The following is a 14,059-nucleotide window of genomic DNA, read 5'->3' on the forward strand; positions in this document are numbered from 1 at the left end:
TAGGTCAAATGCCACAGAAGGCTGCAACAACACTCGTTCGGCGCACGAGGGCGCAGACCGGACTCGCAACGGTGTGGTGGGCGCGACAGGGATCGAACCTGCGACCGCTCGGGTGTAAACCGAGTGCTCTTCCGCTGAGCTACACGCCCCGACCCTGGCGCCCGAAGCCCCAGGGGTACAGCTACATCATGCCTTGAGAGAGGCTACGGCCTTCTTCCAGGCGTCCTGATCCCGGGCCTCACCCGGCCCGTTGACCTCGGCGAAGCGCACGACCCCGGACACGTCGATCAGGAACGTGCCGCGGACCGCCATGCCGACGGCCTCGTTGAACACGCCGTAGGACTGGGCGACTGCGCCGTGCGGCCAGAAGTCGGACAGCAGCGGGAACTGGTAGCCCTCCTGGTTCGCCCACGCCTTCAGCGCGAACGGGGAGTCCACGGACACGCCCAGCACCTGGACGTTCTCGTCCTCGTACGTGGCGAGCTCGTCGCGCAGCTGGCAGAGCTCGCCGTTGCAGATGCCGCTGAACGCGAACGGGTAGAAGACCAGGAGCACGTTCTTCGCGCCGCGGAACGACGACAGCGTCACAGGCTGCTTGTTGTAGTCGTTGAGCGTGAAGTCCGGAGCTTCCGAACCGACCTCGACCGCCATGTAAGACCCCTCGGAGGTTGACCAAGACGAACCCACGGGCGACAGGAAAACGCCCGTGGATCAACCCTATGTCAGCCCGGAGGACCTCAGCGCTTGGCCTTGGTGGATTTCGGCCACACCAGACGGGTGCCTGCCCAGTCGTCCGCGACGCTGATGTTCGACGTCTGCGAGAGACCCGCGGTGGGCACCGCCTCGGCGATGTCCGAAGGCTCCACGTGGCCGGGGCGGCCGGTCTTCGGGGTGAGAACCCAGATCACGCCGTCCTCGGCGAGCACGCCGGTTGCTTCGAGCAAGGCGTCGACCAGGTCGCCGTCGTCCTCCCGCCACCAGAGCAGCACGATGCTCACAGTTTCGTCGGCATCCTCGTCGAGGAGGTCGCCCCCGATCTGCTCCTCGACTGCGGCACGGAGGTTGTCGTCGACGTCCTCGTCCCAGCCGAGTTCCTGGACGACCATGCCCGATTCGATCCCGAGCTTCTCGGCGACGCCGATCTTGCCGGCGTCTTCCGCGGCGACCACGGTTTTCACTCCTCCAACTACGCAAGAGCGACAGCCCTAAGACTGCCGCCAGAGTCCGTTACTCGCGCTAGCGAACACTGTCAGCTACCTCCGGCGCAACTGTTGACCACGTGACACGCCGTAACAGGGACCCCTGTGGAGATCCCTAGACTGGCATGAGGCACGCTCTACATACCTCTTATCGCGCGCGCGTGAGCGACACGATCCAGAACTACCGATCAGTAGCGGTGACGAAGTCGTCGCGCAAGGACAACGATAGGACCGCATGGCACGGTTTCCGGGCCATCGCGAGGTACCGCCAACGAAGCCGAGGAGACACCTTGAGCCCGCAGAACACCGGCCCCGAGCGGGTGCGTGTCATTCGTGACGGTCTGGCCGCACACCTGCCGGACATCGACCCCGAAGAGACGTCCGAGTGGCTCGAGTCGTTCGACGAGGTGCTCAAGGGTGGTGGCCAGCAGCGGGCCCGGTACCTGATGTTGCGTCTGCTGGAGCGTGCGCGTGAGAACCACGTCGGCATGCCCTCGCTGACCAGCACCGACTACGTCAACACCATCCCCACCGAGCGGGAGCCGTGGTTCCCCGGTGACGAGGAGGTCGAGCGCCGCTACCGCGCGTGGATCCGGTGGAACGCCGCGATGACGGTGCACCGCGCGCAGCGGCCGGGCGTGGGTGTCGGTGGACACATTTCGACGTACGCGTCCAGCGCGTCGCTTTACGAGGTCGGCTTCAACCACTTCTTCCGTGGCAAGAACCACCCCGGCGGCGGCGACCAGATCTTCATCCAGGGTCACGCCTCGCCCGGTGTGTACGCCCGCGCGTTCCTCGAGGGGCGCCTGAGCGAGCACCAGCTCGACGGCTTCCGCCAGGAGTACTCGCACGCCGGGCTGGGCGGCGGCCTGCCGTCGTACCCGCACCCGCGCCTCATGCCGGACTTCTGGGAGTTCCCGACGGTCTCCATGGGCATCGGCCCGATGAACGCGATCTACCAGGCGCGGTTCAACCGCTACCTGCGCGACCGCGGCATCAAGGACACGTCCGACCAGCGCGTGTGGGCGTTCCTCGGCGACGGCGAGATGGACGAGCCCGAGTCGCGCGGCCTGCTGCAGATCGCGGCGAACGAGCAGCTCGACAACCTCACGTTCGTCGTCAACTGCAACCTGCAGCGCCTCGACGGCCCGGTGCGCGGCAACGGCAAGATCATCCAGGAGCTGGAGTCGTTCTTCCGCGGCGCCGGCTGGAACGTCATCAAGGTCGTCTGGGGCCGCGAGTGGGACGCGCTGCTGCACGCGGACCGCGACGGCGCGCTCGTCAACCTGATGAACAACACGCCCGACGGCGACTACCAGACCTACAAGGCGAACGACGGCGCGTACATCAAGGAGCACTTCTTCGGCCGCGACCCGCGGACGAAGGCGCTCGTCGAGCCGATGACCGACGACGAGGTGTGGAACCTCAAGCGCGGCGGCCACGACTACCGCAAGGTCTACGCGGCGTACAAGGCGGCGACCGAGACCGTCGGCCAGCCGACCGTGATCCTCGCCAAGACCATCAAGGGCTACTCGCTCGGCCCGCACTTCGCGGCCCGCAACGCGACGCACCAGATGAAGAAGATGACCCTGGACGACCTCAAGGGCTTCCGGGACAGCCTGCGCATCCCGATCTCCGACGAGGTGCTCGAGAAGGACCCGTACCTGCCGCCGTACTACCACCCCGGGCAGGACAACCCGGAGATCCAGTACATGCTGGAGCGCCGCCGTCAGCTGGGTGGTTTCGTGCCGGAGCGCCGCACGAAGTCCAAGGCTCTCGTGCTGCCGGGCGACAAGGTCTACGACGGCATCAAGCGCGGCTCCGGCAAGCAGGAGGTCGCCACGACGATGGCGTTCGTCCGGCTCGTCCGCGACCTCGCGAAGGACCCGGAGATCGGCCCGCGCATCGTCCCGATCATCCCGGACGAGGCGCGCACGTTCGGCATGGACTCCATGTTCCCGACACAGAAGATCTACAACCCGAACGGCCAGGCGTACACCTCGGTGGACGCCAACCTGATGCTCGCCTACAAGGAGTCCGAGCAGGGCCAGATCCTGCACGAGGGCATCAACGAGGCGGGTTCCACGGCGTCGTTCACGGCGGTCGGCACGTCCTACGCGACGCAGGGCGAGCCGATGATCCCGATCTACATCTTCTACTCGATGTTCGGCTTCCAGCGCACGGGCGACGGCCTGTGGGCGGCGGCGGACCAGATGGCGCGCGGCTTCGTGCTGGGTGCCACCGCGGGCCGCACCACGCTGACCGGTGAGGGCCTGCAGCACGCCGACGGCCACTCGCTGCTGCTCGCGCACACGAACCCGGCCGTGGTCTCGTACGACCCGGCGTGGTCCTTCGAGGTGGCGCACATCGTCAAGGACGGTCTGCGGAGGATGTACGGCGAGAACGCCGAGAACATCTTCTACTACATGACGGTCTACAACGAGCCGTACGTCCAGCCCGCCGAGCCGGAGAACCTGGACGTGGAAGGCCTCCTGCGGGGCCTCTACAAGTACCAGGACGGCCCGCAGACCGGTGGCCCGCGTGCCCAGATCCTCGGCTCCGGTGTGGGCCTCCCGTGGGCGCTGAAGGCCCAGCAGATGCTGGCCGACGAGTGGGGCGTCTCCGCCGACGTGTGGTCCGCCACGTCGTACTCGGAGCTGCGCCGCGACGCCGTCGACACCGACCGCCACAACCTGCTGCACACGGACGCCGAGCCGCGCGTGCCGTACGTCACGCAGGTGCTGTCGAACGTCGAGGGCCCGGTCGTCGCCGTGTCCGACTGGGCGTCGGCGATCCCGGACCTGATCCGCCCGTACGTCCCGACCGACATGACGACCCTGGGCACGGACGGCTTCGGCTTCTCCGACACCCGCCCGGCCGCCCGCCGCCACTTCCTGGTGGACGCGGAGTCCGTCGTCGTCGCCACGCTGGCCGCCCTGGCCCGCCGAGGCGAGGTCGAGCAGTCGAAGGTCGTCGAGGCGGCGCGCAAGTACCGCATCGACGACGTGCAGGCCGCCGGCCCGTCGACGGGCGACGCGGGCCTCGCGTAGCAACTCGCTGAAGCAGGGCCGCCCCGCACGCGCGGGGCGGCCCTTTTCACGTCCTGAGCGCGTACTCGGTGAACTGACCGGCGATGGTGAACCCCAGACGCCGGTAGACCGCCTCGCCCTCCTGAGAGGCCTGTAGGACGGCCGTGCGGTACCCCTCGGCCCGTGCGGTGCGCAACGCGGCCAACGTGATCGCGCCGCCGTAACCGCGACGGCGTGCGTTGGCGAGCGTCGCGATGTTGTAGATCCCGGCGACACCTGCGTGCAGGAACACCTCCGCCGTGCACACCGCACGGCCGTCCACGTACCCGACGAGGTACCGGGCTTGGCTCTCCAACGCCCGTGCTGCCACACCGGCGTAGAACTCGCGAACCGTGGCCGCAGGCGGGTCCCAGTTCGCGGCCAGGACCGCCGCGTAGTCCGCGAGTTCCGCCTCGGTGGTCGCCCGGCGGACGTCGAAACCCTGCGGCTCGGACAGGGCCGCGATGGGCAGGGCGGCGTCGGCCAGGTCCATCCACATCGCGGCCTCGGTCTCCGCCGCGACGACACCGGTCTGCATCAGCACCGGGCCGAGATCGGCCGGGGTGGACGCGGGCCCGACCCACCAGGAGAACGGCCGCCCGGTCGCCTTGACCAGGCTCACCGTGTCCGCGACACGCTCGTTGACCGTGTCGGCGCTGAACCTGGCCGACGCGACGATGTTGAACGTGTCGTCGGCCAGGCCGCTGTCGGCGATCAGGAGATCACCCGTCTCCGTCACGGTCACGTGCTCAAGACTCCGGTGCAGGTGGCACGCGTGCTCGGCGAGGTTCTGCTCCATGCTCACAAGCAGGTCGGCGGTCACCTGGCGCAGGCTTTCGTCGCCGGACTCGACCAGGTCGTACTCATCGACGTCCAGCGACGCGCGGACAGCGGCGAGGAACTCCATCGACTCGGCCGAGATCGACCAGCCGACGTCCGCGTCGTCAACGCTGTCGCGGAAGCGCCGCACGACCACCAGGCTCGCGGTGATGCCGGTTTCCGCGGTGATCTCGACGAGGCCGTCGCGGACGGGCTTCAGGCCGTCGACCAGGTGCTGGATCTGTTCGTCGACGCGCTCGTCGCTCCGCCGGACGACCTTCCAGGCATGTGCGCGCGGCACGTCGTGCTCGGCGCTCCTGCTGCCGCGCACGAGCACTTCGTCCGGCTCCAGGCCGAGCCGAACCGATATATCAGCTGCGGAGACCGTCTCGCTCCAGAGAGCGAAGTAGCTGTACTGCTCAACGCGCATCGCGCCATCGGACCACGCGCGAAGATCACCCGCGACCGATATATCAGTGCACCGATATATCAGTTCAGAACACGACGCGGGCGTCCAGTACGGCCCCGGCGACCGCAGGATCGCCTTCGATGTCGAGGGCTGGGCTGCCCTCGCGTCCGGACAGGTGCCAGAGGTAGTCGAGCGGGTCGGCTCGGACCACTGCGACCGGCTCGCCCTCCCCCAGCTCCCACCGGCCGCCGCCGAACTCCAACGTGATCGGCGGACCCGACCACTCCTCGGCGAGGTCGCGCACAACCTGGGTGACGACGCCGCGATCGTGGTCCCCGGTCACGAACGGCCGATCGGTGGCCCGCGCGATTTCGAGGCGGTGCAGCCAGGTGTCCCGAGTGGACAGCACGTCGAAGAGGTAGGCGAACGAACTGTCCGGCAAGCTCTCCTCGGGGAACATCCGGGCGACGCTCCGCCGGCGCAGGAAACCCGGCGCGCGCAACCGGACACGGACGGCCTTGGGTCCGAACCGCTCCAACAGCCCGCGGAGCTCGTCAGGAGTCCGAGTGCCGTGTTCGGCGATCTGCAGAGCGTTGTGGGCATCGAGGGTGCTGCGGCCGGCGAACCGGCGGCGGGCCTGCTTGATCTTGCCCGGGATCGTCCACGGGCGGGCCGACTCGACGTGCTGGCCGACGACGTGGGCGACCATGTCGTGCACGGTCCACCCCGCGCTGGTCGTGGGGCGTCCCCACTCCTCCTCGGTCAGATCCGCGAGCAACGCGGTGAACGCCTCGATCTCGGCGAAGCCCTCGGCAGCTGCGTCGCGCGGATGCGGTCTCGCGATGGTCAGAGCCTGTCGCGCTCGGGTCTGGTGCATGACTCCCCCGCTTTCGGAGCGAAGTACTGGACGAACATGGCGTAGGCGGACGGCAGCAGCGAGCTGAAGCGGCCGTCCTCGTAGGTGGCGTTGGGCTCGTTGGCCAGCTGCTGGGTCAACGCCCCCGCCACGACGATCGAGAAGAGCGCGACGCCCTCGTCGGAGTCGGCGGCCGGGTCCAGCTCACCGGCGGCGACCGCGTCGCGCAGGGTCGTCCGCACGACGCCGACCATCTCGACGCTGGGCCGGAACGCCTCCTCCGACGGCGTGAAGTCGGGAACCGGCCGCCACGACAGCAACTGCGCGACGACCGGGTTCGCCATCGCGAGCCGGCCCATCGCCTCGACCGCGGCTGCCATCGCGGGCAGGCCGGGCGTGCTGCCCCGCACCGCCTGCGCGACCACTTCCAGCTGACGTTCGGCGCCCTCGCGGAACACCTCGTCGTAGACGGCGTGCAGCGAGGCGAAGTGCTTGTAGAGCGACGGCTGCTTGATACCGACCCGCCGGGCGACCTCGGACAGGCTCAGCCCGGCCACCCCGCGCTCGGCCATCACCTCGACCGCGGCGTCCAGGATCTCCCGCCGGGTGTCCACCCTCCGGCGTCCGTCAGTCCGCACCGCCATCAAACCCTCCTAGCTATAACCTATAGCCCAAGGCTAGAAGCTATAGCCGCGCTCGCACAAGGGCACGCCGAAGAGCCCTTGCAATGAGTCTTTTGCGGGCGAAGTCCAAAGAATCATTGCTAAGCAGCAGGTCAGGGGCGGACGGAACTGATATATCGGTTGACGGGGCCGGGTGGAGGCCTAGGTTGCGGTCATGGGGGAACAGCCGTACGACCGCGTTGTGGATCTTGACCGCACCAATCCGGCGGAGCGTCGCGGGTCGACGGTCGCCCATCCGGCACAGCCGTGGACGCCGGCCGTGCACGCGTTTCTGCGGCACCTGGAGGCCGAGGGGTTCGAGGCCGCGCCGCGCGTGGTCGGCTCGGGGTTCGACGACGACGGAAGCGAGATCCTGAGCTGGATCGAGGGCGCGGTCTTCGCCGAGGAGGTGTGGCCGGATCCCGAACGGTCGCTGCACGACGTCGGGGCGATGCTTCGGCGACTGCACGAGGTGAGCCGCGGGTTCGTGCCGCCACCGGACGCGCGGTGGATGCCCTGGTCGTTGCGCAGCCGCTCCGAAGAGGCGGTGATCAGTCACGGCAACATCGCGCCCTGGCACGTCGTGTTCGACAACGGACGCCCGGCCGGGATCATCGGCTGGGAGTACTCCGGACCGGTCGACCCGATCGACGAGGTCGCGGTCACCGCCTGGTACTGCGCGCAGCTGTTCGACGACGACGTCGCCGAACGCATCGGGCTCCCGCCGGCCGCGGCACGTGCCGAGTGGTTCAGGAGCTTTCTCGACGGCTACGGCCTGGCGCACCAAGCACGCCAGGACCTCGTCGACCGCATCCTGCGGTTCGTGATCACGGACAACGGCTGGTACGCGCGCCTGCACGGTTCGACGCCGGCCTGGCAGTCACGGGCCGCGCTGTGGACGCTCGAACACCGCGACCTCCTCACGAAGGCCGCGGTGCGCTAAGAGCGAGCTAGCACTGGGCCACGGGCTGAGCGCGCAGCAGCGGCTCGTCGGCTCGGGCGTCCAGGAGCAGCGGGATGAGGGCGCGAGCCTCCTGCTTCAACGGCACGATCCGGTCACCGCCGCGCAGGTACTGGGACTTGATGCCGTGCAGAGCCAGCTCGTCCTGGAACGAGCTGTACTGAGCGCCGGTCAGGACGTAGCCGCAAGGAGGCTTGGAGATCACGTCCGACGGGTCCGGCGGCTGGTTGTCGGCGCCGCCGAAGTAGATCGGCCCGGTGCGGACCGCGCGCGAAGCAGCGTTGGCGGCCTCGATGGCGGTACGTCGCTCACGCACGAACGACTGGGTGCCGTCCAAAGCCAGCAAATGAGACTGAACGCGGAACACGGGTGTGTTGTCGACGTTCGTCTCCACCAACAGCCCCATGCCGTGCTTCAGGCCGCCGGTGTTGCGGAGGATGCGTTCCTGGTGGTCGCCCGCGACCTGGCGGATCGGCTCGCCGGTCACCGGGTCGACGTAGATGCCGTAGACACCGGAGGTGCGGCCGGCGGCTTCGACGGACGGGCGGATGTACGAGCGGGACAGCGTCTCGGAGAGATCATGAACGCCATCCGCCACGTTGAGGTTGCGAGGCCAGAGCCAGAGGACGTCCTTCACGTAGTACGGCGCGGAGGGGCCGAACTCGTGCAGGTCGTGGATGACGTCGGGCTTCCAGTCGCGGAACACGGCGGCCATCGCGCGGGCCTCTTCGGTGCGCAACAGCAGGTGGTCGCGGTTGATGTCGATGCCGCGCGAGTTGCCGCGGGTGTCGGCGACGCGGCCGTCGGGGTTGGCGTTCGGCACGAACAGGTAGGTGACGCCGGAGTTGCGCGGCAGCGAGCGCATGCGGATCAGGCAGGCTTCGCGGCCGGCGGGCTCGTCGCCGTGCTGGGAGCAGATGAACACGACGACGGTGCGGCCGGACGCGGGGCCTACGCGCACGAGCTGGATGGGGCGGCCCTGGGCGGTCGTCCCGATCTGCGACAGCGGCAGGCCGAGCGCGCGCAGGTAGGCCTGTTCCTCGGCCTCGGTGGTCCAGTTGCCGGTCTTCTCGAAACCGGTGCGCGGCGGCTCGGAAGCGGCCAGCGCCGGTACGGGAACCAGCAACGAAGCAGCAGCCAGTAATGCGATGAGTCCCCTCATAGAGGAGACTTTGCCGCCTGTGTCAACCGCCGGGCCGTGCGGTTCCAGTCGAAGTAACCGTGGATCACCAGGCCCGCGAAGATCACGTACACGAAGGCGCTGAAGTACAGGCCGGACTGGATCTGCAGCGGCACGCCGATGAAGTCGACGACGAGCCACACCAGCCAGAACTCCACCAGGCCGAGGCCCTGCAGCGAGAACGCCAGGATCGTGCCGACGAAGATCGCGGCGTCCGGCCACGGCGCCCACGAGGCGTCCAGCCAGTCGAGCACCAGCGCGAACGACACCGTGCCGAGAACGAAGACACCCACCACCGCAAGGCGTTCGCGCCAGGAGCCGGATCGCACCACGACGCCGAACACCGGGTCACGCCGACGCACCCACGCGTACCAGCCGTAGACGGCGATCAGCCCGACGACGACCTGCCGCGTCGCGAGTCCACCCAGGTGCGCGGACATGTAGACGGTGAACAGCAGGGCGACCGAGACGAGCTGCACCGGCCAGGTCAAGAGTGAACGGCGTTGCGCGAGGAACACCACCGCGAGGGCGAGCACCTGCCCGACCAGCTCCGTGTACGCGATCTTCTGGCCGAAGATCGTCAATCCCACCTCGTACCACACGGCTTGTTCCCCCGTGGTTCAGTCGCTGTATACCGGTGTTTCCTACGTTGCCACCATGTCATCTTCCTTAGCACTGGCGCTCGTGCCTTTGTTCCTCACACCGGCTGCGACGCCCGTCATCACACCGACGGTGATCACGCAGACATTCGAGGAGCCCGCGGACGCGGACGACCCGGCCATCTGGGTGAATCCGCGCAACACCGAACGCAGTGTGGTCCTGGGCACACTCAAGGAAGGCGGCCTGGCGGCGTTCGACCTGAACGGCCGCACGATCGGCGTCTACCCGGCGCCGCAGCCTCCTACGCCGGACGCCAAGCCCGGCCGCTACAACAACGTCGACGTCCTCGGGAACCTGGCGTTCGTCAGCGACCGCGGCCGTGACCGCATCCGGGTGTTCCAAGTGGACGAACGCGGCGCGAAGGACGTCACGAACCCGGCCACCAAGCCGGTGTTCTCGAAGACCGAGGCGGAGGTCGACGAACAGCACACCGTCTACGGCCTGGCCGCCGGGAGCATCAACGGCAAGGACGTCGTGGTCACGAGCCGGCGCAGCGAGACCAGCATCGCGCTGCTGCACGTCGTCAAGGGAGACAGGTACGACACCAAGAAGGTGTCCACTGTGGATCTCCCCGACACGTTCACCCTGCCGAACGGCCAGAAGTGGACGGTCTGCGGCGAACCCGGCGAAGGCCCGCAGGTCGAGGGCATGGTGATCGACGAGCGCACGAACACGCTCTACGCCGCGCAGGAGGACGTCGGCATCTGGCGCATCCCGTTGCGCGCCAGCGGGTTCGGCAAGCCGCAGCTCGTCGACAAGGTCCGCACGTTCGGCGCCCCGCAGAAGTACAACCCGGACACCGAGGAGTGCGAGGCCGACGGACCGAACCCCGGCTTCGGCGGCAAGTGGCTCGAAGCCGACGCCGAGGGCCTCACCATCGCGGACGACGTGCTGCTCGCGTCCAGCCAGGGCGACTCGCGGTTCGTCGCCTACCGCAAGGCGGACATGAAGCCGCTCAGGGACTTCAAGGTCGCCGACGTCGAGCACTCCGACGGCGCCGACATCGTCCTCGGCAAGCTCGACCTGCTGGTCGTCCACGACGGCGAACGCCCGAATGGCACCGGTTTCGCGTTCATCAGGTTCTAATCTGTCCCGATGGGGACCCAGCTCAGCCAGGACGCCCTGAACCGGGCACTGATCGAACGACAGATGCTGCGCGAACGCGCCGACACAGGCGCGTTCGCCACCATCGAACGTCTCTTCGGCATCCAGGCGCAGGAACCGAAGTCGCCCTACATCGGCCTGTGGACGCGGCTGAACGACTTCCAGCCCCAGGAGCTCGAAGACCTCCTGATCAGCAGGTACGTCGTCCGCATCCTGCTCATGCGCGGCACGATCCACCTGGTCAGCGCGCAGGACGCCCTCGGACTCAGGCCCCACATGCAGCTCCGGCTCGACCGCGAGCTGCAGAGCGGTCCGTTCGCCAAACGCCTCAAGGAACTCGACCTCGACGCCGTCGCCGAAGCCGGGCGCAAGATCCTCGAAGACCTCCCGCAGGGCACCGCGGACGCCGGCAAGCAGCTCAAAGAACGCTGGCCCGACCGCGAACACACCGTCCTCGGCAACGCCCTGCGCAACAAGCTGGCACTGGTCCAGCTCCCGCCGCGCGGCCTGTGGCACAAGAGCGGACGGGCGATCTGCACCACGCTGGAGTCCTGGCTCGACCAGGAGCAGCACGCCATGCCCCGCGAACGGCTGGTTCTGCGCTACCTCAAGGCATTCGGCCCGTCGACCGTGATGGACGCCCAGCAGTGGTCCGGCCTGACCAGACTCGGAGAGGTCTTCGAAGCGCTCAGGCCGCAGCTGGTCACCTTCCGCAACGAGGCCGGCAAGGAGCTGTTCGACCTCCCCGACGCCCCGCGCCCCGACCCGGAAACCCCGGTCCCGGTACGGCTTCTGCCCGAGTTCGACAACATCCTGCTCGCCCACGCCGACCGCAGGAGGGTCATCGCGGACGACCGGCTCGGCGTGGTCATCGGCGGCAAACCCACCGTCCTCGTCGACGGCTACGTCGTCGCCACCTGGGCGATCACCAAAGAACGCACCATCACCGTCGACTACATCGACAAGCTGGACAAGAGCAGGCAGAAGGCGGTCGCCGAGGAGTGCGACCGCCTTCAGGACTGGTTGAACCCGAGCTAGGCCGCGACCTCGACGTGCGCGCCGTCACCGACGACCAGCCGGTGCTGGCGCGCCGATCCGACCCGCGCCCGGCGGCCGATCAACGACGTCTCGATGCCGGACACGTTGTGCACGGACGCCTCGTTCAGCACGATCGAGTCGGCCACCCCGGACTCGGTGATCCGGCAGTCCGCGCCGATCGACGTGTACGGCCCGACGATCGACTCCTCGACCAGCGTCCCGGCGCCGATGATCACGGGCCCGACGATGCACGACCGCACGACGCGCGCGCCCTCCTCCACCACGACCTCGCCGATCAGCCGCGACTCGGAGTCGACGATCCCCTGGATGTCCGTCCGCAGCCCCATCAGCAGCTCGCGGTTGCACTCCAGCACGTCCTCGACCTTCCCGGTGTCCTTCCAGAACCCGGAGTAGATCCGCGCCCGCACGTCACCCGAGTGCGTCACCAGCCACTGCAACGCGTCGGTGATCTCGAACTCGCCGCGCCACGACGGCTCGATCGCGTCGACGGCGGCGTGGATCGCGGGCGTGAAGAAGTAGACGCCGATCATCGCGAGGTCGCTGCGCGGTTCCTGCGGGTGCTCGATCAGCCGCGTCACGCGCGAGTTCTCGTCCACCTCCGCGACGCCGTAGAGCCGCGGGTCCTCCACCTTGTCCACGAGCACCTGCGCGGACGGCCGCAACCGGGCGAACTCGTCGGCGATCTGCCCGATGCCCTCGGCCAGCACGTTGTCGCCCAGGTAGAGCACGAAGTCGTCGTCACCGAGGAACGGCCGGGCGATCCGCACGCAATGCGCGAGCCCGAGCGGCACGTCCTGCTGGATGTAGGTGATCGACACACCCAGGAACGACCCGTCGCCGAACAGCTCGGTGATCTCCTGCCCACCCTCACCGACGACGATGCCGATCTCGGTGATCCCGACGTCCCTCAGGTTCTCCACGACGTACTCGAGCACGGGCTTGTTCGCGATGGGGACGATCTGTCTGGGCAAGGAGTATCCGGCCGGGCGCACGCCCGCGGACAGCACAAGGGCTTTCATAGGTCCTCCACCGCGACAGCGGACAGTTCGGGTGGACACGAGGTTCCGTCGCCGCACTGGATCGAGCCTGGAGAACCGCCAAACAACGAAGAAGGGGCTCTCGCAAGCGAGAGCCCCTCCTAGAAGTTAGAACGTCTAACTCCTACGACATCGGCGTGCCCGACGGCGGCGTCGGGGCGTCACCCGCGCGGCCGCCCACGGTCGACGGCATCTCCTGCGACGCACGCGGCATCGGCGACTGGACGTTCGCCTCTTCCTGCATGCGGTTCAGCCAGCCCTCCCACCGCTGCTGCATCGGGCGGACCAGGCCGCCACCGACACCGATGACGATCACGCCGGCCACCGTGGCGAGCACGGCGATCAGCACCGGCATGGTCACCGAGATCGCGATGCCGAGCTGGTTGAGCGCCGCGATGACACCGAGCGCCATCACGAAGCCGTAGGTGATGTTGCCCATGATCCGGGTGTAGGAGCGCTGGCCCAGCGCACCGGTCACGAGGCCCTTGAGCGCCGTGCCGATCGCCGACGCGACGATCACGAGCACCATCGCCACGACGATGCGCGGCAGGTACGCGATGACCTCGTTGAGCAGCGTGCTGACCGGGTTCGACGCGCCGAACACGCCGAACGCCAGCTGCAGCGCGATCAGCAGCACGAAGTAGTAGACGATCTTGGCGATCAGGCCGGTCGCGTCCATCGGCGACTGCTTCATCGCGTTGTTCAGGCCCGAGCGGTCGACGAGCTTGTCGAACCCGACGCGCTTGAGCAGGAACTGGACACCCTTGGCCAGTGCCTTGGCGATGAACCAGCCGATGACCAGAACGAGCAGGAAGCCGAGCAGCTTCGGCACGAACGTGGCCACCATCGCCCACGCCTGGCCCAGGCCCTCGGTGATTTGCGAGCCCACGGGCCCTCCAAAGAACAAAGTTGCGGTGAGTGAAGATCCGACCAGTTGATCGTTTCGCGGATCACACCGCTCAGCAACTTCGACACTGTGACACGAAAGGGTGGCTGACGTGGATTTTTGTCTCAATACAGTCCAGAGTGGAGCTACCGGTGGGGA

Annotated in this window: 13 protein-coding genes and 1 tRNA gene; 4 read left to right on the top strand and 10 right to left on the bottom strand. The window is 68.0% G+C overall.

Annotated elements, in window-relative coordinates; genetic code table 11:
* Positions 1–74: 74 nt before the first annotated feature.
* The 3 genes from LFM09_RS24000 to LFM09_RS24010 form a co-directional block, all read right to left on the bottom strand.
* Positions 75–149: transfer RNA gene (locus LFM09_RS24000), tRNA-Val, on the bottom strand.
* 37 nt (positions 150–186) lie between these two features.
* On the bottom strand, positions 187–651 hold the full coding sequence (locus LFM09_RS24005; protein ID WP_414098778.1) for a peroxiredoxin: 465 nt from the start codon (positions 649–651) through the stop codon (positions 187–189).
* Between the two features lie 86 nt (positions 652–737).
* Positions 738–1,169 carry a DUF3052 domain-containing protein gene (locus tag LFM09_RS24010; RefSeq protein WP_112263631.1) on the bottom strand — a complete coding sequence of 144 codons (432 nt, stop codon included), beginning with the start codon at positions 1,167–1,169 and terminating at the stop codon, positions 738–740.
* A gap of 320 nt (positions 1,170–1,489) precedes the next feature.
* Here LFM09_RS24010 and aceE point away from each other — a divergent pair, with 320 nt between their 5' ends.
* A complete protein-coding gene (gene aceE / locus LFM09_RS24015) occupies positions 1,490–4,249 on the top strand; it encodes a pyruvate dehydrogenase (acetyl-transferring), homodimeric type (RefSeq protein WP_414098779.1) in 2,760 nt (919 codons plus the stop codon).
* 46 nt (positions 4,250–4,295) lie between these two features.
* On the opposite strand, the gene LFM09_RS24020 is transcribed toward aceE, so the two are convergent.
* The 3 genes from LFM09_RS24020 to LFM09_RS24030 all read right to left on the bottom strand — a co-directional run bounded on the left by LFM09_RS24020 (position 4,296) and on the right by LFM09_RS24030 (position 6,995).
* Positions 4,296–5,516 (bottom strand): GNAT family N-acetyltransferase, encoded by a 1,221-nt coding sequence (locus LFM09_RS24020; protein WP_414098780.1) that lies wholly within the window; start codon positions 5,514–5,516, stop codon positions 4,296–4,298.
* Between the two features lie 64 nt (positions 5,517–5,580).
* Positions 5,581–6,372, bottom strand: a complete 792-nt coding sequence (locus tag LFM09_RS24025; protein ID WP_414098781.1) for a maleylpyruvate isomerase family mycothiol-dependent enzyme — start codon at positions 6,370–6,372, stop codon at positions 5,581–5,583.
* Positions 6,342–6,995 (bottom strand): TetR/AcrR family transcriptional regulator, encoded by a 654-nt coding sequence (locus LFM09_RS24030; protein ID WP_414098782.1) that lies wholly within the window; start codon positions 6,993–6,995, stop codon positions 6,342–6,344. Before LFM09_RS24030 ends, LFM09_RS24025 begins: the two co-directional genes overlap by 31 nt.
* 193 nt (positions 6,996–7,188) lie before the next feature.
* Between LFM09_RS24030 and LFM09_RS24035 the strand changes: the two genes are divergently transcribed.
* A complete protein-coding gene (locus tag LFM09_RS24035) occupies positions 7,189–7,956 on the top strand; it encodes a phosphotransferase (protein ID WP_414098783.1) in 768 nt (255 codons plus the stop codon).
* Between the two features lie 7 nt (positions 7,957–7,963).
* Here the strand turns inward: LFM09_RS24035 and LFM09_RS24040 are convergent, their stop codons facing one another.
* Entirely contained in the window at positions 7,964–9,136 is a 1,173-nt protein-coding gene (locus LFM09_RS24040) for a M14 family zinc carboxypeptidase (RefSeq protein ID WP_414098784.1), read from the bottom strand.
* The gene (gene pnuC / locus LFM09_RS24045; RefSeq protein ID WP_414098785.1) at positions 9,133–9,756 is read right to left on the bottom strand and encodes a nicotinamide riboside transporter PnuC; all 624 of its coding nucleotides are present in this window, start codon (positions 9,754–9,756) and stop codon (positions 9,133–9,135) included. Before pnuC ends, LFM09_RS24040 begins: the two co-directional genes overlap by 4 nt.
* Before the next feature lie 55 nt (positions 9,757–9,811).
* On the opposite strand from pnuC, the gene LFM09_RS24050 reads away from it, so the two are divergent.
* Together LFM09_RS24050 and LFM09_RS24055 are read left to right on the top strand one after the other, a co-directional pair.
* The gene (locus LFM09_RS24050) at positions 9,812–10,900 is read left to right on the top strand and encodes a phytase (RefSeq protein WP_414098786.1); all 1,089 of its coding nucleotides are present in this window, start codon (positions 9,812–9,814) and stop codon (positions 10,898–10,900) included.
* A 9-nt stretch (positions 10,901–10,909) separates the two neighbouring features.
* On the top strand, positions 10,910–11,956 hold the full coding sequence (locus LFM09_RS24055) for a winged helix DNA-binding domain-containing protein (protein WP_414098787.1): 1,047 nt from the start codon (positions 10,910–10,912) through the stop codon (positions 11,954–11,956).
* Here the strand turns inward: LFM09_RS24055 and LFM09_RS24060 are convergent.
* Entirely contained in the window at positions 11,953–12,996 is a 1,044-nt protein-coding gene (locus LFM09_RS24060; protein ID WP_414098788.1) for a glucose-1-phosphate thymidylyltransferase, read from the bottom strand. The two genes, LFM09_RS24055 and LFM09_RS24060, sit on opposite strands and share 4 nt — an antisense overlap.
* A 142-nt stretch (positions 12,997–13,138) precedes the next feature.
* Positions 13,139–13,903 (bottom strand): mechanosensitive ion channel family protein, encoded by a 765-nt coding sequence (locus LFM09_RS24065; RefSeq protein WP_414098789.1) that lies wholly within the window; start codon positions 13,901–13,903, stop codon positions 13,139–13,141.
* Between the last annotated feature and the right edge of the window lie 156 nt (positions 13,904–14,059).

It is taken from the genome of Lentzea alba, assembly GCF_047445655.1.
GTDB classification, from domain to species: Bacteria; Actinomycetota; Actinomycetes; order Mycobacteriales; family Pseudonocardiaceae; genus Lentzea; species Lentzea alba_A.

What these genes read in the sequence shown, in the direction of transcription:
- LFM09_RS24005 (WP_414098778.1), bottom strand. Translation starts at nt 651, where the DNA reads ATGGCGGTCGAGGTCGGTTCGGAAGCTCCGGACTTCACGCTCAACGAC.
- LFM09_RS24055 (WP_414098787.1), top strand. Translation starts at nt 10,910, where the DNA reads ATGGGGACCCAGCTCAGCCAGGACGCCCTGAACCGGGCACTGATCGAA.
- LFM09_RS24030 (WP_414098782.1), bottom strand. Translation starts at nt 6,995, where the DNA reads ATGGCGGTGCGGACTGACGGACGCCGGAGGGTGGACACCCGGCGGGAG.
- LFM09_RS24025 (WP_414098781.1), bottom strand. Translation starts at nt 6,372, where the DNA reads ATGCACCAGACCCGAGCGCGACAGGCTCTGACCATCGCGAGACCGCAT.
- LFM09_RS24060 (WP_414098788.1), bottom strand. Translation starts at nt 12,996, where the DNA reads ATGAAAGCCCTTGTGCTGTCCGCGGGCGTGCGCCCGGCCGGATACTCC.
- LFM09_RS24050 (WP_414098786.1), top strand. Translation starts at nt 9,812, where the DNA reads ATGTCATCTTCCTTAGCACTGGCGCTCGTGCCTTTGTTCCTCACACCG.
- LFM09_RS24035 (WP_414098783.1), top strand. Translation starts at nt 7,189, where the DNA reads ATGGGGGAACAGCCGTACGACCGCGTTGTGGATCTTGACCGCACCAAT.
- LFM09_RS24040 (WP_414098784.1), bottom strand. Translation starts at nt 9,136, where the DNA reads ATGAGGGGACTCATCGCATTACTGGCTGCTGCTTCGTTGCTGGTTCCC.
- LFM09_RS24020 (WP_414098780.1), bottom strand. Translation starts at nt 5,516, where the DNA reads ATGCGCGTTGAGCAGTACAGCTACTTCGCTCTCTGGAGCGAGACGGTC.